The organism is Thiocapsa imhoffii, from assembly GCF_016583985.1.
GTDB classification, from domain to species: domain Bacteria; phylum Pseudomonadota; class Gammaproteobacteria; order Chromatiales; family Chromatiaceae; genus Thiocapsa; species Thiocapsa imhoffii.
The window spans coordinates 45,619-66,600 of record NZ_NRSD01000002.1 but is presented as its reverse complement, the minus strand read 5'-3'; the positions used below and the strand labels follow the sequence as shown (position 1 = coordinate 66,600).

Here is a 20,982-nt window from a genome sequence, read left to right as displayed (position 1 = left end):
GGTGTCCAGCCGCGAGTTGATGATACAGTGACCGGGCACGGCGGATCGCAACGGGAATTCGACACCATGCTCGCAATCGAGAATCTCGCGAAAGGGTTCGGCCCAATGCCCGGAGAACCGCTGTTTCAGCGGGTTTCACTGCAGCTTGCACCGGGTGAATCGGTGGCCATCATGGGCGAATCGGGCGTCGGTAAATCGACCCTGCTCAACTGCATCGCCGGCCTCGAACCCGTTGCGCAGGGGCGGATCCGACTCGCTGGGGTAGACCTCACGCGGCTCGCCGAGGACGACTTGGCACAGCTGCGTCGGCGCCAGCTCGGGTTCGTGTTCCAGGCCTTTCATTTGTTGCCGCATCTGACCTTGGTCCAGAACGTTGCCCTGCCGCTCTGGCTGCTCGGGCAAACCGAGGCGCACGCCGAGCGGCGCGCCCGCGCCATGCTCGAGCGGGTGGGACTTGCGCGCCGGGGCCATGACTGGCCGCGCCATCTCTCCGGCGGGGAGATGCAGCGCGTGGCCATCGCCCGGGCCCTGGTGCATGAGCCCGCCCTGGTGCTCTGCGATGAACCAACCGGGAATCTCGACCCGCAACGCGCCCGGGCCGTCCTCGAACTCCTCTTCGAAGGCATTCGGGCCAGTCAGGCGATCGGGATCCTGGTCACCCACTCGCAGCTGGCCGCGAGCTTCGCCGACCGCACCCTGCGCCTGACCCGCGATGGCCTGATCCCCGAACCGGACTGACGCGACCAAACCCATGAGCCGAAGAGTCCACTGGCGGATGGCGTTCACACGCCACCCCCTCCTGCGCCACCTCTTTCTTGCCAGCCTCTGGCGCCGACCCCTTGCCACCGCCCTGACATTGCTGGCAATGACGCTCGGCGTCGCGCTCGGCCTGGCCGTGCAACTCATCCATGCCACCGCACTGGACGAATTCGGTCGTGGTCTGCGTCTGCTCGGGGGCGAGGCCGACCTGCAAGTGGTCGGCGCCCGCGCCGGGTTCGATGACGACTGGTATCTATGGCTGGCCCAACGCCCCGAAGTGGCTGTTGCGAGCCCCTTGCTCGAGATCGAGGCCCGTCTGCCTGGTCAGGACAGGACTCTGCGCATCATCGGTCTCGATCTCTTTCGCGTCGGGGCGATCACGCCCGCCTTATTGCCTCGCGTCGACCGCACCGATGATGCGGATCCGGCGCGCACGGATGCGCCGCATCCGAACCGCGATCCAGATGCCACGGCGTCATCTGATCAGGCCGCGGCGCCGCCGCGAACCGTCGCGACGGATGGCCCCGACCGGCTGGCCGTCTTGCGCCCGGATGCACTCTTTCTCAGCCCAACCGCGGCCCGCCAGATCACACCAGCACCGGGCGCCACCATCGCGGTCCAGGTGGGGCTCAGCGAGCGTCATCTGCGCTACGCCGGTTCGGTTCCCGGTGCCGGCGTTGGCACCGCGCTCGCCGTTATGGACATCGGCGCGGCACAGCAGACCTTCGAGCGGATCGGGCGTCTCACCCGCGTGGATCTACGTCTCGCCCCCGGGATCACGCGTGAGGCGGCGCAAGCCCTCTTAAACGCGGAGTTACCGGCTGGCCTGCGCGCCTTGACACCAGCAGACGCCGCCTCCGAGGCGCTGGGTCTCTCGCGTGCCTACCGCGTCAATCTGACCATGCTCGCGGCCATTGCCTTGGTGACGGGCGGTTTCCTGGTCTTCTCGGCGCAATGGCTCTCCGTCGTGCGCCGGCGCCAGGAGTTCGCCCTGCTGCGCGCCCTTGGGCTCGACCGCCGGTTCCTCTGGCGCGCGCTGCTCGCCGAAGGGGCGACGCTCGGCCTTATCGGCGGCCTGCTCGGAGTGGTCCTCGCATACCTCATGACGGCGCTGGCCTTCCGCGTCCTCGGCGGCGATCTGGGACCTGGGTTCTTTCGCGGCCTGGCCCCACCGTTGCGCTTCGAACCGTTCCTGACCCTGCTCTATCTCGGTCTGGGTATCTGCGCCGGCATCATCGGGGCCTGGTTCCCCGCACGCGAGGCGGCGCGGATGTGCCCGGCCCGGGCACTGCGCGCCGGCGACGAAGCCGAGTCCTATCGGGCGCACCCGCGTTGGCGCCTAACGAGCGCCACACTCCTGCTCGCGGCCGGGCTCTGTGTGTTGCCGCCCGTCCAGGGTATCCCAGTGTTCGGCTATCTCGCCGTGGCCCTCCTGCTGCTCGGCGCCGTGCTCGCCCTGCCCGGCATGACCGGCGTCGCGATGCGGTTGCTCGGCAACGGGCACGGACTGATCCCACGCTTGGCGCGCGCCCGTCTCGCCGCGGCCCCAGGTCAAGCGGTGATCGCAGGCGCGGGTGTCGTCGCCAGTGTCGCCCTGGCGGTGTCCATGGTCATTATGGTCGCCTCGTTTCGCGACTCCCTCGACGCCTGGCTCGGGACCATGTTGCCGGCCGATCTCTATCTGCGCGCTTCCGCTGCGACGGCGAGCGGAGCCCTGGATGAGGATGCGGTGGCGCGGGTCAGCGCCCTCCCGGACGTCGTCGGCGTGCGGCCGGTGCGTTTCGAAACCGTGCGTCTCGACCGGCTGCCGGAACCGGTTGAGTTGATCGCGCGCCCGGTGAGCACAACCTCAGGGCTGCCGCTGGTCGCAGGCCGCATCACCGCTTCGAGCCGGCCCGCCGACCCGACTGTGGCCACCACGTTGACCTCACGCTCCGCGCTGCCGCCCGCCTGGATCTCCGAGGCGCTGGCCGATCGCGGCGAACTCGGGCTCGGCGATCGGCTCGACCTGCCCCTAGGCGAGGCCCTGCATGGGTTTCGGATTGATGGGATCTGGCGCGACTATGCACGACAGCAGGGCGCAATCGTGATCGAGCTCGATGACTTCCGCGCCATCACGCAGGATCGGCTCACCAATGACCTCGGTCTCTTCCTGGCCGACGGCGCGGACCCGGAGGCGGTGATGCAGACGGTACGCGACACGCTCGGCGAGCGGGTCAGCGAGATGATCCGACCGGAGGCCCTGCGCGGGATGATCCTTGAGGTCTTCGATCGCACCTTCCTGGTGACCTATTTGATGCAGGCCGTGGCGGTCATGATCGGGCTATTCGGCATCGGCACCACCTTCGCCGCATTGGCGACGAGTCGGCGCAAGGAATTTGGTATTCTGCGACATCTTGGTCTCGAGCGGCGGCAGATCGGCGCCCTACTCGCGACCGAGGCGGCGCTGACCGCCGGCGTCGGTGTACTCGTCGGGCTCGCGGCGGGCGGCGCGATCGGGATCATCCTGATCGAGGTCGTCAACCGGCAGAGCTTTCATTGGAGCATGGACATCCAGATCCCCACAGGCGTCCTGGCGGTGTTCGCCCTGACACTGATCATCCTCGCCGCCCTCGCGGCGCGGCTCTCGGGCCGCGAGGCCATGCGTCAAGACGCCGTGCTCGCGGTTCGAGAAGACTGGTGATGGCGGGCTCCACCGCGCTCGAGCAATGGCGCAGCCAAGGGCGGTGCCGTCCGCTCCACAGCTGTCCTCGACCCTTCAGGCCTCACCCAGTCGGGCCAACCCGACCCGGTCGGCCAGACCGCACGCCGCGGTCGCGCCGCGCCAGCCCAAGTCGTGTCACCCGCGAGCGGATCCTGATGCTCGTCTTCACCCTCTTGTTCTGGACAGGGGTCGCGGCGGAGGATTTCGCACCCGTTCTCGAGGGCCGCGTCCTCAGCTTCCCGCAAGATACGGGGGCACACCCCGACCATCGCATCGAGTGGTGGTATGTCACCGGTTGGTTGACCGACACCAGCGGCGCCGAGCGGGGCTTTCAAGTCACCTTCTTCCGGGTCGCGACCGGGATCGGCGCCGACAATCCAAGCCGTTTCGCACCCCGCCAACTCCTCATCGCACACGCGGCGATCGCCGATCCGGCGATTGGCCGACTGTTGCATGACGCGCGTCTCGAGCGCGCGCTCGAACCCCTTGCGGGTGCCGCCGTCGCGCGCACCCAGGCTTGGATCCGGGATTGGGATCTGGTGCTCAAGGGGCCACCAGACGGGGATGAAGGCTATCGCACACGCATTGCCGCGGATAGCTTTGCACTCGACCTTACCTTGACCCCAACGATCCCCACCGTCCTCAACGGGCGCGCGGGATTCAGCCAGAAAACACCACAGCTGACTCATGCGAGCTATTACTACAGCCGCCCTCAGCTCGCGGTGAGCGGCCAGATCCGTGTGCGGGACCGTGACCTGGAGGTCACCGGGCGGGCCTGGCTCGACCACGAGTGGTCGAGCGAGATCATGCCGGACGACGCCCAGGGCTGGGATTGGATCGGGATCAACCTGCACGATGGCGGCGCGCTCATGGCCTTCCAGATGCGTCGCGATGATGGCACCGCCCTCTGGTCGGCGGGCACTCTGACCGACCCATCCGGAAGCACCCAAGCACTTGCCCCGGAGGAGGTCCGTTTCCGGGCACGACGTCACTGGCAATCCCCACGCACTGGCGCGACCTATCCGGTCAGCTGGGAACTCGATCTTGACGGACGCATCCTACGACTCGAACCCTTGATGGACGACCAGGAACTCGACGCACGCCCCTCCACCGGGATCCTCTACTGGGAAGGCGCCGTGACCCTCTTCGATGAGGAGCAGGAGATCGGACGTGGATATCTCGAAATGACGGGCTACGGGCAACACGCTCGGTTCTGACTCAGCCCCCAGTGTTCCGGCCCCGCTCGGAGAATACGCGGCTCAGGACCGATCCGCGTCACGCCTCGCGGGCACTGGGCTCGGACTCGCTGACTCGACAACGGCGTGCACCGTCCCCTGCGCGAGGCGCGCGGCGATCCGCGTCCCAGGCGGGGCCTGCTCGGGTGCGCGCACGATGTCGCCCTCCGGCAGGCGAGTCACGATGGCATACCCACGCGCAATCGTCGCCAGCGGACTCCGTGCCTGCAAACCAGCAGCGGCGCGCGCCAAGCGTTCCCGCTGCCACTCGACCACCCGGCCCTGCCCCTGGAGGAGACGCCGCTGCAGGGCAAGCAGGCTCAGGCGCAGCCCCTCGAGCCGGTGTTGTGGCGATCTCAGCGCCAGCCGGGTCGCGAGCGGGCGCAGCCGCTCCTGGGCCTGCGTGAGCCGTCGCTCGAGGAGCGCGACCAGACGCTGTTCGAGTTGATCGAGGCGTTGCGCCCGCTGCTGGAGGCGTGCTGCCGGATGCAAAAGCGTCAGGTGGCGAACCACGGCGTTCACACGCTGCCGTGCGGCCTCATGCCGGCGTGCTTGTGCGATCCGCAGTCGCGCTGTCAAAGCCACCACCCGTTGCCGCAGATGCTCACCGGAGGGGGCGACCAGCTCGGCCGCGGCCGAGGGGGTGGCCGCGCGCCGATCGGCGACCAGGTCGGCGATGCTGATATCGATCTCGTGCCCGATCCCTGTCACCACGGGGATCGCCGAGGACCGGATTGCCCGTGCCAGGGCTTCATCATTGAAGGCCGCAAGGTCTTCGAGCGAACCACCCCCACGCGCCAGGATCAGCACGTCGCACTCGGCACGTTCATTCGCCACCCGCAACGCGGACAGCAAGGATGCGGGAGCGGCCTCACCCTGCACCAAGGCTGGATAAATCATCACGGGCAGCGCGGCGCAGCGCCGCTTCAGCACCGCGAGCAGATCGCGCAGCGCGGCCCCCGTCGGCGACGTGATCAAGCCGACCTGGCGTGGAAACTCGGGTAGCGCACGCTTGCGACGTTCCTCGAACAAGCCCTCGGCGGCCAACTGTTGTTTCAGTCGCTCGAATTCGAGCCGCAAGGCACCCTCGCCACCCGGCTCCAGGTGATCGACCACCAACTGAAAGTCACCACGCGGTTCGAACAGGGTCACCCGTGCCCGCGCCAGCACCGTCTGACCGTTCTCCGGGTGCCAGCGCAGGAGCATGCGCTTCGGGCGAAACATCGCGCAGCGAACCTGCGCCACCGCGTCCTTGAGCGTGAAATAGATATGACCCGAGGAGGGCTGTGCGAGATTCGAGATCTCACCCTGGACCCACAGGATGGGGAAGCTGCCATCGAGCACGGCGCGAACCTCGCTGGCCAACCGGGCCACACTGTAGATGTCACGCGTGTCGTCGATCGCATGCCGCAAGGAAGTTCGAGACATCAGACCCATCCCACATCAACGCTGAAAGAAGCCGCTGCCATGCCGCGGTGTTCTGGGGCTCACGCATCAGGCGATTCACGGCGAACCAAAACAGACTGGCCTGAACCCCCGGTCACAGCCGCCGGTCCGAGCGGCCGGTCCGAACTCGGGGCGGGGCGCGGCGCCCCGCGGGCCCGGTCCCATGGCGGATCCTGGCCAAGACCGCGCACCACACACAATAAATTCAGTTTACCAGTCCTGCTTGAAATCCTATCATTACGGGTTACTTTCCCGTTCAGTCCCTGACTGCGGAGTCGCTCATGCGCCTGATCCAGGAAGCACTCACCTTCGACGATGTTCTTCTCGTTCCGGCACATTCCAGGGTGCTTCCGAACGAGGTCGATCTCCAGACCAAACTCACACGCGGCATTGCGCTCAAGATCCCGCTCGTCTCGGCCGCGATGGACACGGTGACCGAGGCGCGCCTCGCCATCACCATGGCCCTCGAGGGCGGCATCGGCATCATTCACAAAAACATGAGTCCCGAGCGGCAGGCCCGTGAGGTCATGGCCGTGAAACGCTACGAGAGCGGCATCATCCGCAACCCCATCACGGTCGCGCCCCAGACCAGCATCGGCGAGGTCCTGAAACTCACCCGCGCCCATAACATCTCCGGCGTGCCGGTCACCGAGCATGGCCGCTTGGTGGGCATCGTCACGGGTCGCGATCTGCGCTTCGAGACGCGCATGTCCGAACCGGTCTCGACCATCATGACCCCACAGGAGCGGCTGGTTACGGTGCGCGAGGGCGAGACTCGCGAGAAGGTCGTGCAACTGCTCCATGAGCACCGCATCGAAAAGGTGCTGGTGATCAACGATCGCTTCGAGCTGCGCGGACTCATCACCGTGAAGGACATCCAGAAGGCCAAGGACTTCCCGAAGGCGTCGCGCGACGCCCAGGAGCGGCTGCGCTGCGGTGCCGCCGTGAGCGTCGGCAAGGGGACGGACGAGCGCATCGCCGCGCTGGTCGAGGCCGGCGTCGATGTCATCGTCGTCGACACCGCCCATGGGCACTCCCAGGGGGTTCTGGATCGGGTCGCCTGGGCTAAGGCGCACTACCCCGATCTGCAGGTGATCGGTGGCAACATCGCCACCGCCGAGGCGGCGCATGCGCTCGTCGCGGCCGGCGCCGATGCGGTGAAAGTCGGCATCGGTCCGGGTTCCATCTGCACCACGCGCATCGTCGCCGGGGTCGGGGTGCCGCAGATCACCGCGGTGGCCAACGTCACCGAGGCGCTCGCCGGCACCGGAGTCCCCCTGATTGCCGACGGTGGACTGCGCTTTTCGGGCGACATTGCCAAGGTCATCGCCGCAGGGGCGAACAGCGTGATGATTGGCGGACTGTTCGCCGGCACCGACGAGGCACCGGGCGAGGTCGAGATCTACCAGGGTCGGTCCTACAAGTCCTACCGTGGCATGGGTTCGATCGGCGCCATGGGCGCGACCGAGGGTTCGAGTGACCGCTATTTCCAGGAGAACACCGAGAAGGAGAAGCTCGTACCCGAAGGTATCGAAGGTCGCGTTCCCTACAAAGGCAGCCTGCTGAACGTGATCCACCAACTGATCGGCGGCTTGGGCTCAAGCATGGGCTACACCGGCTGCGCGACGATCGAGGAGATGCGCACCAAGCCGCAGTTCGTGCGCGTCAGCGCCGCCGGGATGCGTGAATCCCATGTCCACGACGTCCAGATCACGAAAGAAGCCCCCAATTACCGTATCGACACCTGAGCCTGTTGCCTGCCGGCCCGCCGACCGGGCCGGCCTCACCCGCCCCCCCGAGCCCCATGTCAACACACAACATTCACGCCGAGCGCGTCCTGATCCTCGATTTCGGGTCGCAATACAGCCAATTGATCGCCCGCCGTATCCGCGAGGCCGGGGTCTACTGTGAGTTGCATCCGTTCGACCTTGATGCGGCGGTGATTCGCGACTTCGCGCCCCGTGGAATCATCCTCTCGGGTGGACCCCAATCGGTTCACGAAGAGGAGACGCCACGCGCGCACCCTTGCGTCTTTGAACTGGGCGTCCCCGTCCTCGGCATCTGCTATGGCATGCAGACCATGGCCGCGCAACTCGGGGGCCGCGTGGCCGCCGCGACGCATCGGGAGTACGGCTATGCCCAGGTGCGGGCACGTGGTCACTCCGCCCTGCTGCGTGACATCGAGGATCACACCAGTCCCGAAGGCTATGGCCTGCTCGATGTCTGGATGAGTCACGGCGACCGGGTCGAAAGCCTGCCCGACGGCTTCCAGGTGATTGCGGAAACGGCCAACGCGCCACTCGCGGGGATCGCGGACGAGACACGCCGTTTCTATGGGGTACAGTTCCATCCGGAGGTGACCCATACCCGTCAGGGCCAGCGCATCCTCGATCGCTTCGTCCACGACATCTGCGGTTGCCAGCGACTCTGGACACCCACCAACATCATCCAGGACAGTATCGCAACGGTGCGCCGCCAGGTCGGCACGGATGCGGTGCTGCTCGGCCTCTCCGGCGGCGTGGATTCAAGTGTCGTCGCGGCCTTGCTGCACCGCGCCATCGGCGACCAGTTGACCTGTGTCTTCGTTGACAATGGGTTGCTGCGACGCGGCGAAGGCGAACAGGTCATGCGCACCTTCGCTCGCCACATGGGCGTGCGCGTGATCCGCGTCGATGCCGAGGATCGTTTCCTGGGCCGACTCAAGGGCATCACGGATCCGGAGCAGAAACGCAAGATCATCGGCAACACCTTCATCGAGGTCTTCGACGACGAGGCCAGCAAGCTCGAGAACGTGCAGTGGCTGGCACAGGGGACCATCTACCCGGACGTGATCGAATCCGCCGGCGCCAAGACGGGCAAGGCCAAGGTCATCAAATCCCATCACAATGTCGGCGGTCTGCCAGAGGAGATGAACCTCAAGCTGATCGAACCGCTCCGCGAACTCTTCAAGGACGAAGTCCGCAAGATCGGCATTGAACTCGGGCTCCCGTCCGAGATGGTCTATCGCCACCCCTTCCCCGGCCCTGGGCTGGGTGTGCGCATCCTCGGCGAGGTGCACAGGGAAGACGCCGAGACCCTGCGACGGGCTGATGACATCTTCATCGAGGAACTGCGCCGCGCCGAGCTCTATGACCAGGTCTCCCAGGCCTTCGCCGTCTTCCTCCCAGTCCGTTCGGTCGGCGTCGTTGGCGACAATCGCCAGTATGCGCATGTCATCGCCCTGCGCGCGGTCGAAACCATCGACTTCATGACAGCACGCTGGGCTCATCTTCCATATGACTTTCTCGATCTCGTCTGCCGCCGCATCGTCAACGAGATCCCGGATGTCTCGCGTGTGGTCTATGACATCACGGGGAAACCGCCCGGCACGATCGAATGGGAGTGAGTTGAGCTCGTCGGAGCGGCGCGCATGAATGACGACGAGCACTGGATGGCACAGGCGCTCGCCCTCGCCGAGCGCGCCGCGCGCGAGGGCGAGGTGCCGGTGGGAGCCGTCCTGGTGCGTGACGGCAACCTGATCGGTACCGGCTGGAATCGTCCGATCGCCGCGCACGATGCCACCGCGCATGCCGAAATCCAAGCCTTACGCGCCGCCGGCTCCGCGGCTCGGAACTATCGACTGCCCGGGACCATCCTCTACGTCACGCTCGAACCCTGCGTCATGTGCGCCGGGGCCATCATCCATGCTCGCGTCGCCGAGGTCGTCTTTGGGGCACCTGACCCGAAGGCTGGGGCCTGCGGCAGTCGCTTCGACCTCCTACCATCGGATGAACGCTTCAATCACCGCACCGGCTGCCGTGGCGGTGTCGGTGCGGAATCCTGTGGCGAACTGCTGCGCGCCTTCTTCCGCGCTCGCCGCTGACCCCTGATGAGGCTCGGTGATTGCGCCTGCACAGGCGCGTCACCATGGACAAGGAGATCGCAGCCGCATACACTAGCGTGCTTGGCAACTGGGTCGTTTCGTTCAACCACCCGATGCCACGGGAGAGGTGCCGGAGTGGCCGAACGGGCCTGACTCGAAATCAGGTGTACGCGCGAGCGTACCGTGGGTTCGAATCCCACCCTCTCCGCCAAAAAAAATTGCAACATCCTAATCGTAAACATTTTTTCAAGATCGGAGTGTGAGTCATCCCACACTTCGCCCCACACTCTGACAGCGCTTGACCCGTTTTCGCGGGATCTGCCGTTCGTCGGAGAGTCTGCATCGACACTGCACACCTCGGTGCGAACCATCGCAGATCGCACCAGATGCTCTGGGAGCGCGGGCGCTGATGAAAATCTTGTTTCCATGCGCGCGCGATGTGCACGATTATGCTGGTACAGAAAACTTCAGATTCTCCACGCGTGACTCCCTGACTCCCTGACTCCCTGACTCCCTGACTCCCTGACTCCCTGACTCCCTGGGAGCGCGTTTTTGCTTGCTGTGCAGACATCATGGAGGTTGCCAGATGAAAAAATTGCTGAGTGCTGTAGGTATATACGCGTTGACAGCATCACCTGGACTTCAAGCCCAAGAGCGTGTCTGGATCTGCGAGGAGGATGGCACGCGGTTTTTTGCGGAGACGGTTGGGTGTCCCGTTGGAACCACGTTTATCAATGCGCCGCTGACAGGTCGGCTCTGGGTTTGCGAGCGCACCGATGGGGTGAGGTTTTTTTCGGAACAGGAATGTCCCGATGGAGCAGCGCTTGTACGTGGCCCCAGACTTCCACAAACAACCGCGCAATCTTCGGCGCCTACACAGCCTCAGTCGCAGCGATCAAATTCAGACTCACCTCGAGCACAGTCCTCGACCGCTGCCCAGACGCCAGCATCACAGTTGTCGTCAGATCCCCTCTCAGAAATAGTGCAGTTATCCATCAGTGAAGGTGTTGTCAGGAGGTTTGAACAGGATCAACGCTCGATTAGCCTCTATGTCGCTCCCAAGTTTCACGAAATGGACTTCGAGTATAAAAGGGTTATCGCCGTGGCGTTTCTGGAGTGGAACAAGCAGACTCATCCTAACGCAGAAATGGTGTTTTTCTTTGACAGCCGAGATCGGAAGCGCTTGGGACACTACGCTTTTGGCAACCTGAAACTAGATCGCCCTCTGAGGTAAGCCCTCTATGTTGCCTGTCATAGTCAGCGAGAATCTGCCAAAAGAGCGGAACCTCGGAAATTTGGGAACGCTGCAATTCTCAACAAGCCATAGCAGACCGGAAAACGATCGCGCGACACGGCGGGAAAAATCGGTCACCTGAAAATTGCCAAGAGGACCCGCTTAGGTCATCGACGCCCCATCAGGCTCGACCGCCTCTGCAGCGTGAGCCGATGCCCGGGTCATGCGGGTGATGCCACTGGCGTTGACGATGGCGATTGCCGCGCGCAGTTTGACTCCCGGGTCGTGGCGATAATCGAGCAGATCTTCGAGGACATCGAGAGCACGATTCGTCAGGTCGGTCATGCGACCAATCACCTCAAGATGCGCTTCGCTGTTGATCCTCTGCACCAGCGCCGCGAATGGTGCCTTGCGCCGCCAGCGTGAGACGGTCGACTCATCGACGCCGACCGCCTCTGCGACATCGACAGCCTTGACGCCTTGAGCGATCAGATTCGCCGCCTCGGTCTGCGCCTCGGTCAGTCCGCTTGTGATGTCGATTGCGTCGGTCATGCATTACCCTCTGCAAGATTCAAGATCGCACCATTTTTTTCTGGCTGGCCATTGTGCGCAGGCTAAATTAGTGGCGCGTGAGTAATACCAGGAGGACCCATAGCGCGCTGTTTCAGTCTCTCTGAGCCGATGTCACGCGCCAATGGTGGGGTAGTGGCATATGACGCGCCGAGCGGGCCTAGCGGCTTTTTACGGTCGCTTCGTTGACCGCATGGTGATGGTGGAGCAGGGACCCGTTCGGACCTCCGCGACCCTGATTATGGGTTGATATGTCTGTCCCACCTTCACTGACGTTCGTTGGGACAGACATGGTACCGCTATAAAGGTGTCCGCCACGCGGGAAGCCAAACCTCACTAAGCGCCTTGACTTGTCCGCCACGCGGGAAGCTAGCCATTCAAGCGGCCTTCTTTTTGGCTGACTTGTCCGCGACCCGGGAAGCCTTGTCCGCCACGCGGGAAGCCTTTTTTTCCTCGGTGGCGCGTGTCTTCACTTGCTGCCAGCGCCTGACGAAGATCGGGTCACGCAAATGTTCGCGATCGGAGAGCCACAGTCGAGACGGGACCGGATCGGTCTGCGCCTCATGTGGCCCTGGGTCGATACCGTGCCAAGTCATAGCGAACAGACTGCAGCGATTGCGACCGCCTTGTCGCGTCTGCATCAGGAAGCCCTTCGCGACTAACTCAACGATCGCCTTATCCAGCGTGCCGCGACTCCGCCAGCCATATGGCGCCAGCGTTTTCGGCGCCATCGACAGATTGCCGTTATTGCTGCCGTTGAATTGATGAGCCACGTCGATCAGGAGCAGCCGAGCCATTTTGCTCAAGACCGCCACAGGAGGAGAAGCGCCGCCGCTTGACCGAAAGACATGGTGCGGGAGAGCGGTAAAGGTGCCGGTGATCTTGCGGCCTTTGGCCCTGCGTCGGTCGTCGCTAGGCATTGCTGCGACCTCCCACCATCAGCACATAGGTCGCAATGCCGGTGATGCGGTCGCGGACTGAGGTGATGTCATGGCCGTGCCGATGGCGCAGATCATAGACACGCGCCGCTGGTGACATGATGGCGAGCGCCGAGCGGATGTCGCGGGTGTCCGCTCTCCCCTTGTGCTGCAGATACCGCAGCAAGCGCGCGCATTGCGAACTACGTGATGGTGCGGGACAATACCGTTCTGCTAAACCATTCTGTGAGCCGCGTCTCGGATCAGCACCGAGCGCGGCCTTTTCGTCTGGGTTGCTCTCAGCCATGAAATCACCTCACGCGGCCTTGCGCGAGCCGATGACTTGCTGTTTCTGCCAGTCTTCGACCTCAGACTCGACCCATGCCGATGCGCGCGGCCCGAGTTTGACGGGTGCCGGAAACTTGCCGAGTTTGATGTATCGGTAGATGCACGCGCGTTTCAGACCGACGCGGTCGCAGACTTGCGCGATGCGGATGAAGCGGGTTGTTGCGGACATGATATGTCAGGCGCCCTATGAACACGATGTGCGCCTACCATATCAGTAAACAGATTATGCTCCATTCCAATAGACACAAGCCCTTGTGCGCGCCAGATTTGCGCGCCACAACATTTTGTGCTAAGTGCGATTGTTGCCTTGATGCGATCTTGATGTGCCACGCGCGCGATTCGAGAAATTGCTCACGCTGGCGGGTGATCGCGCGCACCAGTCAGACCATGCCGCCATCAATCGGCGCCGCTTCATGAATAGGTCGCCTCTGGCGTAGGCTGATTCGACCTTATCAGCGTTGACGTGTGCGAGCGCCGCCTCTGCGACCTCACGCGGATAGCTCGAAACCTCTCCGCACCAGTCTCGAAAGCTCGATCGGAAGCCATGCGGAACATAGGCGCCGCGCGTGCCATTGACGCCATAGCCGAGCCGCCGCATGGTCATGAGGAGCGCCATAGCCGAGAGCGGTCGACCTTGCCGCGCACCCGGGAAGACCCAGACCTCACCAGATACTTGCGGGAGTGCTCGCAGAATGGACAGCGCCGCCTCGGTCAGTGGAACACGATGCTCGCGAGCGGCCTTCATCCGTTCGGCGGGAATCGTCCAGACCGCCGCCTCAAGGTCGATTTCCTCCCACCGAGCGCCGAGAGTCTCTCCGGTGCGGGTTGCGGTCAGGATGGCGAAGCGGAGCGCCAGTGCCGCCACGCCTTCGACCGCCGCCAGCTCGACCAGGAAGCGCGGGACCTCGGTATAAGGCATTGCAGGGTGATGCTGCACGCGCCGCACCTTCGTCGGCTTCGGGAGAAGATGATCGAGATGGCCGCGCCAGCGTGCCGGGTTGCTCTGGTCGCGATACTGCCGCGCCGCGCACCAGTCGAGAATGTTCTCGACGCGGCCTTGAACCCGTTTCGCTGTCTCGGTCTTCGTCGTCCAGATGGCTTTGAGGATGGCGAGAATATCCTCGGTCGTGACCGCATCGACCGCCTTCGCGCCGATGATAGGTCTTGCATAGGTCTTCATCGTGGCGACCCATTGCCGAGCATGTTTTCGATTCTTCCAACCATGTCGGTGGGAGCGGATGTAGCGCGCCGCTGCTTGCGTGAAGGTCGGGGTTGCAAGGGGAGTGGCGGGTTGGATCGCAGGATCTTGACCTGATCGTGCCATGGAGCGCAGCTGCGCCGCCTTCGCGCGTGCCGCCGCTAGGGTGACCTCGGGATAGTGGCCCATAACCAGATCGCGTCGCCTACCACTGATCTGGTATCTCAATATCCATTTGCGCACACCAGTCGGTGACACCTGTAAGAGCAGACCGCCGCCATCAGAATGGCGACCCGGCTTTGCGGTCGTGATGGTGCGTGCCGTCAATTTTGCCATGTCATCCTCTGCGCTAGTTTCGAGTCATCCCACACTTCGTCCCACACTCTGACATGGCTTAGTGTAGACGATGTTGGATGATGGCGGACACCTAGCCTAGCTAGATCATGGACTTGATGACATCAGGAAGACAGCAAGAGACATCCTTGACGGTGTGATAGCGGACACCCTCTCCGCCAGCTGCCCAGCCATGACGCGCCTTCAGGCGCGTTTTTTGTTGCGCCCCGCCATCTGGGATGCAATTGGCATCGACGATCCGAGACTGCTTTTCGGCTCTCGCCCTCGGCTTCACCACGCTCAGTTTGGGGCCTTGCTCACCTCAACGCCCTTTGGCTGAGCGTGAATACTCCGAATCTGCGCCAACAAGCGAGCGACAGGAACCGGGTGATCGCCAGACTGGCCCTAAATCTGGCCTTGGCCGGCCCAAGCTGCTGCTCACCGCCACGCCCCTGCAGAACTCCCTACTGGACATCATCCGCGGCGAGTTTCCTTCGGTCGCGAATTTCGAGCGGGACTTCCCCTCGCTGTGCTTCGCGCTCGCGACCGGCGTGGGCAAGACCCCGCTCCATGGGTGCCTTCATCAGCTATCTGCATCAGGCCCACGGCAGCGACAACTTTTTCGTGCTGGCGCCCAGCCTGACCATCGACAACAAGCTGATTCCGGACTTCACTGCCTATTCCACACCATTCAGCCACCTGTTCCACCAACATCAGGCCGGCGATTCCACCGGCATTCGGCCACCCGTGCCACGGTCATTCGGCCGGGGCGGTCGAAGCAAAGCGACGCAGGTATGGCATGGTGACGTGGCGGGAGTGTTCGGCATCAATGTCCGGGCGTGGCGTTTGCGCATCGACTCGCCGTTGAGGGTGATCCGGTCGGCGTTGTGGACCAGGCGGATCGAGGATCGGGACATGGAGGACGTGGTCCTGCTCCAGGCGCCGGAGCTCGTCGGGGATGATCTGAGCTACCAAGTTCGGGTTTTGGAGGGTACGCTTCCCGCCGCGGCTGGAGCAGCGTCGCTCTTCATCGACATCATCGGCATGCCACTCACCCCGGTGTCCTTCGCCGGCGTGCGTCGGCGCACCTGCCGCCGTGCCGTGATCTATTGAGCCACGGCTATCAGGACCGGTCGACATCGCCTCCCGCCTCAAGACCCATACCCCGTCAACGCAACCCAAGGTGAAAAAAGCAATGCAGCAGACGCAAACTCCCTCCCGTCAATCCGCACTGAAAACGGCCGGTTCGGTCGTGGCGCTGACCCTCTGTCTGGCGTTTGGAAGCGTCCAGGCGGCGGACACGGGCCCGCGCGCCCACGCCGAAGGCAAGTATGACGCGGCCACCTCAACCTATGTGGTGGTCGAAGGCGATGACCTGTTCGCGATCGGCCAGCGTTTCAAGGTCTCGGTCGATGCACTCAAGGCCGCGAACAACCTGACCTCCGACGTGGTCAAGACCGGCGAAAAGCTGAAGATCGCCTCCGGCGACGCGCACGCGGGTGCACATTCCTCGTCTCACAAGGTGAGCGCCAAGACGACCTGCGAGGAGTTCCTGGGTCTGGACGAGAGCTTCCAGCCCGAAGCCGTGTCCTGGGCCGTGGCCTATGATGCCGAGGGCGATCCCGTGGCCGAGTCCGTGGACGTCGAGGGGATCGAGACGGTGATCCCCTTCGTGATCGAGGAGTGCAAGAAGGCGCCCAAGGAAACCTTCTGGCAGAAGGTCAAGGCCGAGATGAAGAAGCTCTAAGTTCAGCGCTAAGATCAAAGTGGATGATGCCCGATCCGTGCTCGCGGATCGGGTAACCTTCCGCTTGCTCCGTCCTCGATTTCCCGCGTGGCAGGTCCGAATCCGACGGGAGCGACCGGCGTCATGGTGGCGGTGCCGCACCCGCTGTTCCAACCGGTGGATCGCGCGCGGGGACGAACCGTTGCAAGGTGTCGACAAGCCCACGCAGATGGAGTGGCTTGGGTAGGAAAGCATCCGCTCCAGCCTCGTGAATCGCCTGCTGCTCCTCGGGGAGCACCCCGGCCGTCAACGCAATGACAGGGAGTGCCCGCAGATCAGGATCGGCGCGGATGAGGCGGGTAGTGGCGAGCCCGTCCAGCACGGGCATCTGCACATCCATCAATACCAGATCGAAGTGATGGTCGTGAGCCCTCAGCAGATCGAGCGCTTGCTGCCCATCGTTGGCGAGGGTGACCTGGGCACCTTCCCGAGTCAGTGCGCGCTCCACCAGATCACGATTCAAGGCGCTGTCGTCGACGGCCAGCACCCGGACGCCGCTTAAACGCGGGCCGCTGCTCACGGCGGTGACCGTGGGTGACGGAGCTTCCGACATCGTGGCTTCGGCGCGCTCGAAGCTGAGATCGAACCAGAAGCGACTCCCAACCCCTGGCGTACTCTCGACGCGGATGGTTCCGCCCATTAGCGCCACCAAACGCTGGCTGATGGATAGACCCAAACCCGTCCCGCCGAAACGCCGACTGATGCTCGTGTCGGCCTGCGTGAAGGGCTCGAAAAGTTGGTCGAGCCCCTCGGCGGCAATGCCGATCCCAGTGTCCGAAACCGCGAAGCGCAAGCGCGCTTGGCGAGTGGTCAGACTCAGAATGGTCACCGCGACGGAAACCCGTCCCTGTTCGGTGAATTTAATGGCATTACCGATCAGATTGACGAGGATCTGTTCCAAACGCAATGCGTCCCCGAGCACTTGACCGAAGGTGTCATCGGGCACGCTGAGGTGCAGTTCCAGACCCTTGGCGATTGCGGTGGAACGGAGCAGGCTATCGATACGAGCGAGCAGCCGGTCGAGATGGAACAGACGCCACTCGATCCGCAGCTGCCCGGATTCGATCTTGGAGATATCGAGGATGTCGTTGATGATCCCCAGCAAGGACTGACCCGCACCCTGAATCCGGTTCACCATCTCATGCTGGTCGGGGGCGAGCGGTTCGTGCGCGAGCAGTTGCGCCAGCCCCAGGACTGCATTCATTGGGGTGCGGATCTCGTGGCTCATTTGGGCGAGGAACTGGCTCTTCGCCCGGCTGGCCGCCTCGGCCTCGGCCGTGCGCGCCGCGACCCGAGCCTCCAGATCCACGTTGAGGGCCAGGATCTCATCCGCCATGGCACGCCGTTCGGTGATGTCGATGAGGAGACAATGCAGGCGCAGGAAGCGGCCCTGGCGGTCACGCTGAACACGGCCGGCCAGCAGCGCGGTCAGGACGATGCCATCGCGCCGGTGCAGCGTCACCTCGCCATCAATGCCGAGTTCCTCCGCGAGGCGCCGGTAATCGGCATTGAAGCGTTCCCGCAGCGATACGTCGAGATGGTCAAGGAAACTGCGGCCGAGCATCCCCTCGGGCGTCTCGAAGCCGAGCAGATCGGCCATCTTCTGATTGGCATCCAGCCACCGACCCTGCGCATTGACTGCCTGGTAGGCGATCGGCAGATTTTCGAAGAGTTCACGAAAGCGGCGCTCGCTCTCGCGCAGATTCGCTTCCGCCTGCTTGCGCTGCGTGATATCCAACGTGACACCGCCCAGACCGAGCAGAGCGCCCTGCGGGTTGATATAGGGTCGCCCGAAGGCGCTGATCCAGCGCAGCCGACCATCGCCCTGGACAATTCGGTATTCGGCCGCGAAGTCGGTGCGTTGACGCACTGTTGTGTCGATCAGCGCCTCGACACGCACGCAATCATCCGGGTGCAGTCGGTCGTAGAAGTCCTGAAGAGAGGACTCCGGCGCTGGAGGCAGTTCCAGATGCACTCGGCAGCGCTCGGACCACTCCAAACGATCGGTGCGCGTGTCCAGATACCAGACACCGATGTCGGCGGCATCGGTGGCGAGGCGTAACCGTTCCTCGCTGAACTGGAGTTGTGCCTCGGCCCGTTGTTGTGCCGTCACCAAGACCAGTTCGGCCTCTCGCAGCTCTTTCTCGAGCAGCAGCTTGCGATAGAAATGCACGCCCACGCCGAGCAAGACGAGGGCGCTGGTGGCGATCAGGATCAGTGGCCACCACTGTTGCCAGCGCATCTGCCAAAGTGCGGCGGCGGACACGTGGGAGACCAGCGTCCAGGTCTCTGCCGTTTGCACCTGCCCGGGATGCCGAGCGCCAGGGTCGACCCGTGACCAACTCCACAAGCCGCTGCTGGTCTGGATCTGCCCCGCGGATTCGGCATTGATCCGCGCCCATTCATGGGGAAAACGCTCCACCAGCGGGGGCCTGCTGCGGCCCTCCCGGATCATTTCAGCCTGCGGGGCAAGCAGCCAGTCGCCATCCTGGTTCAGCAGCATTGCGTATTGCTCGTGACCCACGGGGATGCCCGCGCGCAATCGGTCTAGGAGAGGCTGGGCCTTGAGATCGAGCGCGAGGGCACCCTGACTGCGTCCCATGACGACCGGCAGGCGGATCATGAGACGCAGGATCGGCTCGGCCGGGCCGCCGTCGGAGGCCACGGCGCCCGGGGCCGGGAGCAGGAGCCGCGCGACATCGATCTGGCCTGGTTGCAACTCGGACAGGCGCCTCATCTCAATGGGTGCAGAGGGTTCCGGCAACACCGAGAGCGACACGACCGGCCCCTCCTCGGCCTGGTTGATCCGCACCAGTTCCTCCCCATCCTCACTCAGCCAGCGCGCCTGTTGGTAGACGGCGTTGCGGTAGAGCAAGGTTTGGAGATGCTCCGCCATGAGCATCCGGGCTTCGGATTCATCCACCGAGAATGCGCGCTGAATCGCCGGCTCGCGGATCAAGCCGCGCAAATGGCCCAAGGGTGTATCCAGGGTGCCGAGCAACACCTCGGTTCCATTGGTGATGAAGTTCGCGGAGGCGGCCTGCAACTTGTCAAGATGGATTTGTTCGAGGGTGAGGCTGACGCCAACCGTGACCAGCCCGACCAAGGCAACCGCGGGGAGATAGAGGATCAGAAAACGCTTCAAACATCACCCCCGAGGACTGCACGCCGGTTCGACTGGGGCATGCAGGATAGCGCGTGTTGCATGCTGGCGCGGGAGCAAAGTGCTCGATGGGAACACCCGCCCGCACCGCGACTCCCCATGCGGTTAGCATCCGGCCATGGGTGCGGCCCCGGGCACGATCTTGCTATGCTGACGTGCAAGGCCCTGAATCCCGATTCGGGCACCAACGGCTTGCCGGTAGAGCGGGTGGACTGCCCCGCGCGAGCCAATCAGTAGCCAGGGTCACCGGTCCCGCGTCGGACGCGAGGGGGAAGCGGAATGCGCGACGACACACGCCTCTATATCTCCATGTCCGATGCTGCGAATCCGCTCTCAAGCGTGATCTCGCAACCCTTCAGGCTCGACGAGTTCGACTGGCCAACGGCTGAGCACTATATGCTCGCCATGCTGTTCGAAGACCCGGAGCCCCGCGAGGCGATTCGGACCGCGGCCGATCCAGCAGAGGCCCATAAACAATTCAAACGTCACAAACGCAAGCGGCGACCGGATTGGGAAGCGGTGCGCCGTCTCTACATGACCCGCGCAATCTACACCCGCTGCCAGACCCACCCCGAGGCCGCCAGCGCACTTCTACAAACCGGGGACAAGCAGATTATCGAGAGCAGCCTCTACGATTACTACTGGGGTTGTGGCCGCGACGGCCGCGGCCACAACACCTATGGTGAGGTCCTAATGGATGTGCGCGAGCGGTTGCGCGAGGAGGCGCGAACGCATGCATGAGGTCGGATGCGATCGCGGTGCAGCGGCGCCTCAGAGGAGACGTTCGATCGCATCGATCATGGCTTGACTCTCGGGCGTGGTCCGATTGCTGAAGCTCTCGACCACGTTTCCGTCACGATCAATCAGATACTTGTAAAAATTCCACTGGGGATAGACGCCCGTGGCACTCGCGAGATTCTTATAGAAGGGGCTCGCCGGCCCCTTGCGGACATGCACCTTCTCGAACATCGGGAATTCAACCGAGTAGGTTAGACGGCAGAATTCTTCAATCTCCTCCTCGGTTCCGGGCTCCTGATTGGCAAAGTCATTCGAGGGGAAGCCCAAGACCACCAACCCGCGTTCACCATAGGTGCGATAGAGGTTTTCTAGCCCCTCGTACTGGCTCGTGAAACCGCACTTGCTCGCCGTATTCACGGCGAGGATCACCTGTCCCTGATAGGCATCACAGAGACGCACCGTCTCGTCGCTGGCAAGCCGACGCATCTCGAAATCAAGAGCCGGCGCACAGGCGGCAAAGAGCGTGTGGGGTGCGAGCCATCCCGCCAAGAGCAGGACAAAGACTGATCTTTTCATGTTCAAATCATCTCGTTTTGTTGTTCATTCGGTTGACAAACGAGAGATGCGGCAATTTTGGCTCTGACACAAGCCCATCAACCCCGCCATCTGGTCGCCAACCCCGCGCCATG

General features: G+C 63.7%; 18 protein-coding genes and 1 tRNA gene. 11 read left to right on the top strand and 8 right to left on the bottom strand.

Annotation, left to right across the window (positions count from 1 at the left end; translation table 11 throughout):
- Positions 1-66: 66 nt before the first annotated feature.
- The 3 genes from CKO25_RS02785 to CKO25_RS02775 all read left to right on the top strand — a co-directional run bounded on the left by CKO25_RS02785 (position 67) and on the right by CKO25_RS02775 (position 4,680).
- The gene (locus tag CKO25_RS02785; RefSeq protein WP_200386410.1) at positions 67-738 is read left to right on the top strand and encodes an ABC transporter ATP-binding protein; all 672 of its coding nucleotides are present in this window, start codon (positions 67-69) and stop codon (positions 736-738) included.
- 37 nt (positions 739-775) lie between these two features.
- Entirely contained in the window at positions 776-3,442 is a 2,667-nt protein-coding gene (locus tag CKO25_RS02780; protein WP_200386409.1) for an FtsX-like permease family protein, read from the top strand.
- Positions 3,443-3,618: 176 nt separating this feature from the next.
- Positions 3,619-4,680: a lipocalin-like domain-containing protein gene (locus CKO25_RS02775; RefSeq protein ID WP_200386408.1), complete on the top strand. Its 1,062-nt coding sequence runs from the start codon at positions 3,619-3,621 to the stop codon at positions 4,678-4,680.
- 42 nt (positions 4,681-4,722) lie between these two features.
- Here the strand turns inward: CKO25_RS02775 and xseA are convergent, their stop codons facing one another.
- The gene (xseA, locus tag CKO25_RS02770; RefSeq protein ID WP_200386407.1) at positions 4,723-6,126 is read right to left on the bottom strand and encodes an exodeoxyribonuclease VII large subunit; all 1,404 of its coding nucleotides are present in this window, start codon (positions 6,124-6,126) and stop codon (positions 4,723-4,725) included.
- Between the two features lie 299 nt (positions 6,127-6,425).
- Between xseA and guaB the strand changes: the two genes are divergently transcribed.
- From guaB to CKO25_RS02745, 5 genes are all read left to right on the top strand, one after another.
- Positions 6,426-7,892 (top strand): IMP dehydrogenase, encoded by a 1,467-nt coding sequence (gene guaB, locus CKO25_RS02765; RefSeq protein WP_200386406.1) that lies wholly within the window; start codon positions 6,426-6,428, stop codon positions 7,890-7,892.
- A 56-nt stretch (positions 7,893-7,948) separates the two neighbouring features.
- Positions 7,949-9,529, top strand: a complete 1,581-nt coding sequence (gene guaA, locus CKO25_RS02760; RefSeq protein WP_200386405.1) for a glutamine-hydrolyzing GMP synthase — start codon at positions 7,949-7,951, stop codon at positions 9,527-9,529.
- 24 nt (positions 9,530-9,553) lie between these two features.
- Positions 9,554-10,006, top strand: coding sequence for a tRNA adenosine(34) deaminase TadA (gene tadA, locus CKO25_RS02755; protein ID WP_200386404.1), 453 nt, complete (start codon positions 9,554-9,556; stop codon positions 10,004-10,006).
- A 121-nt stretch (positions 10,007-10,127) separates the two neighbouring features.
- A tRNA-Ser gene (locus CKO25_RS02750) sits at positions 10,128-10,217 on the top strand.
- 375 nt (positions 10,218-10,592) lie between these two features.
- Positions 10,593-11,240 (top strand): hypothetical protein, encoded by a 648-nt coding sequence (locus CKO25_RS02745; RefSeq protein ID WP_200386403.1) that lies wholly within the window; start codon positions 10,593-10,595, stop codon positions 11,238-11,240.
- 162 nt (positions 11,241-11,402) lie between these two features.
- Here CKO25_RS02745 and CKO25_RS02740 read toward each other — a convergent pair whose 3' ends face one another.
- The 5 genes from CKO25_RS02740 to CKO25_RS02720 form a co-directional block, all read right to left on the bottom strand.
- Complete coding sequence (locus tag CKO25_RS02740) at positions 11,403-11,792, bottom strand: helix-turn-helix domain-containing protein (RefSeq protein WP_200386402.1); 390 nt, start codon at positions 11,790-11,792, stop codon at positions 11,403-11,405.
- Positions 11,793-12,187: 395 nt separating this feature from the next.
- Complete coding sequence (locus CKO25_RS02735) at positions 12,188-12,730, bottom strand: hypothetical protein (protein WP_200386401.1); 543 nt, start codon at positions 12,728-12,730, stop codon at positions 12,188-12,190.
- Positions 12,723-13,034: a helix-turn-helix domain-containing protein gene (locus tag CKO25_RS02730; protein ID WP_200386400.1), complete on the bottom strand. Its 312-nt coding sequence runs from the start codon at positions 13,032-13,034 to the stop codon at positions 12,723-12,725. The genes CKO25_RS02735 and CKO25_RS02730 overlap by 8 nt, the downstream gene beginning before the upstream one ends.
- 9 nt (positions 13,035-13,043) lie before the next feature.
- The gene (locus CKO25_RS02725) at positions 13,044-13,244 is read right to left on the bottom strand and encodes a helix-turn-helix transcriptional regulator (RefSeq protein WP_200386399.1); all 201 of its coding nucleotides are present in this window, start codon (positions 13,242-13,244) and stop codon (positions 13,044-13,046) included.
- 120 nt (positions 13,245-13,364) lie between these two features.
- The gene (locus tag CKO25_RS02720) at positions 13,365-14,609 is read right to left on the bottom strand and encodes a tyrosine-type recombinase/integrase (protein ID WP_200386398.1); all 1,245 of its coding nucleotides are present in this window, start codon (positions 14,607-14,609) and stop codon (positions 13,365-13,367) included.
- 567 nt (positions 14,610-15,176) lie between these two features.
- Here CKO25_RS02720 and CKO25_RS20975 point away from each other — a divergent pair.
- Both CKO25_RS20975 and CKO25_RS02710 read left to right on the top strand, forming a co-directional pair.
- Entirely contained in the window at positions 15,177-15,719 is a 543-nt protein-coding gene (locus CKO25_RS20975; protein ID WP_242467356.1) for a hypothetical protein, read from the top strand.
- Positions 15,720-15,858: 139 nt separating this feature from the next.
- Entirely contained in the window at positions 15,859-16,353 is a 495-nt protein-coding gene (locus CKO25_RS02710; protein ID WP_200386397.1) for an HdeA/HdeB family chaperone, read from the top strand.
- 121 nt (positions 16,354-16,474) lie between these two features.
- Here the strand turns inward: CKO25_RS02710 and CKO25_RS02705 are convergent, their stop codons facing one another.
- Positions 16,475-19,537: an ATP-binding protein gene (locus tag CKO25_RS02705; RefSeq protein ID WP_200386396.1), complete on the bottom strand. Its 3,063-nt coding sequence runs from the start codon at positions 19,535-19,537 to the stop codon at positions 16,475-16,477.
- Positions 19,538-19,834: 297 nt separating this feature from the next.
- On the opposite strand from CKO25_RS02705, the gene ybiA reads away from it, so the two are divergent.
- Positions 19,835-20,296, top strand: coding sequence for a riboflavin biosynthesis intermediates N-glycosidase (gene ybiA, locus CKO25_RS02700; RefSeq protein WP_200386395.1), 462 nt, complete (start codon positions 19,835-19,837; stop codon positions 20,294-20,296).
- A gap of 30 nt (positions 20,297-20,326) precedes the next feature.
- Here the strand turns inward: ybiA and CKO25_RS02695 are convergent, their stop codons facing one another.
- A complete protein-coding gene (locus tag CKO25_RS02695; RefSeq protein WP_200386394.1) occupies positions 20,327-20,869 on the bottom strand; it encodes a glutathione peroxidase in 543 nt (180 codons plus the stop codon).
- Positions 20,870-20,982: the final 113 nt, after the last annotated feature.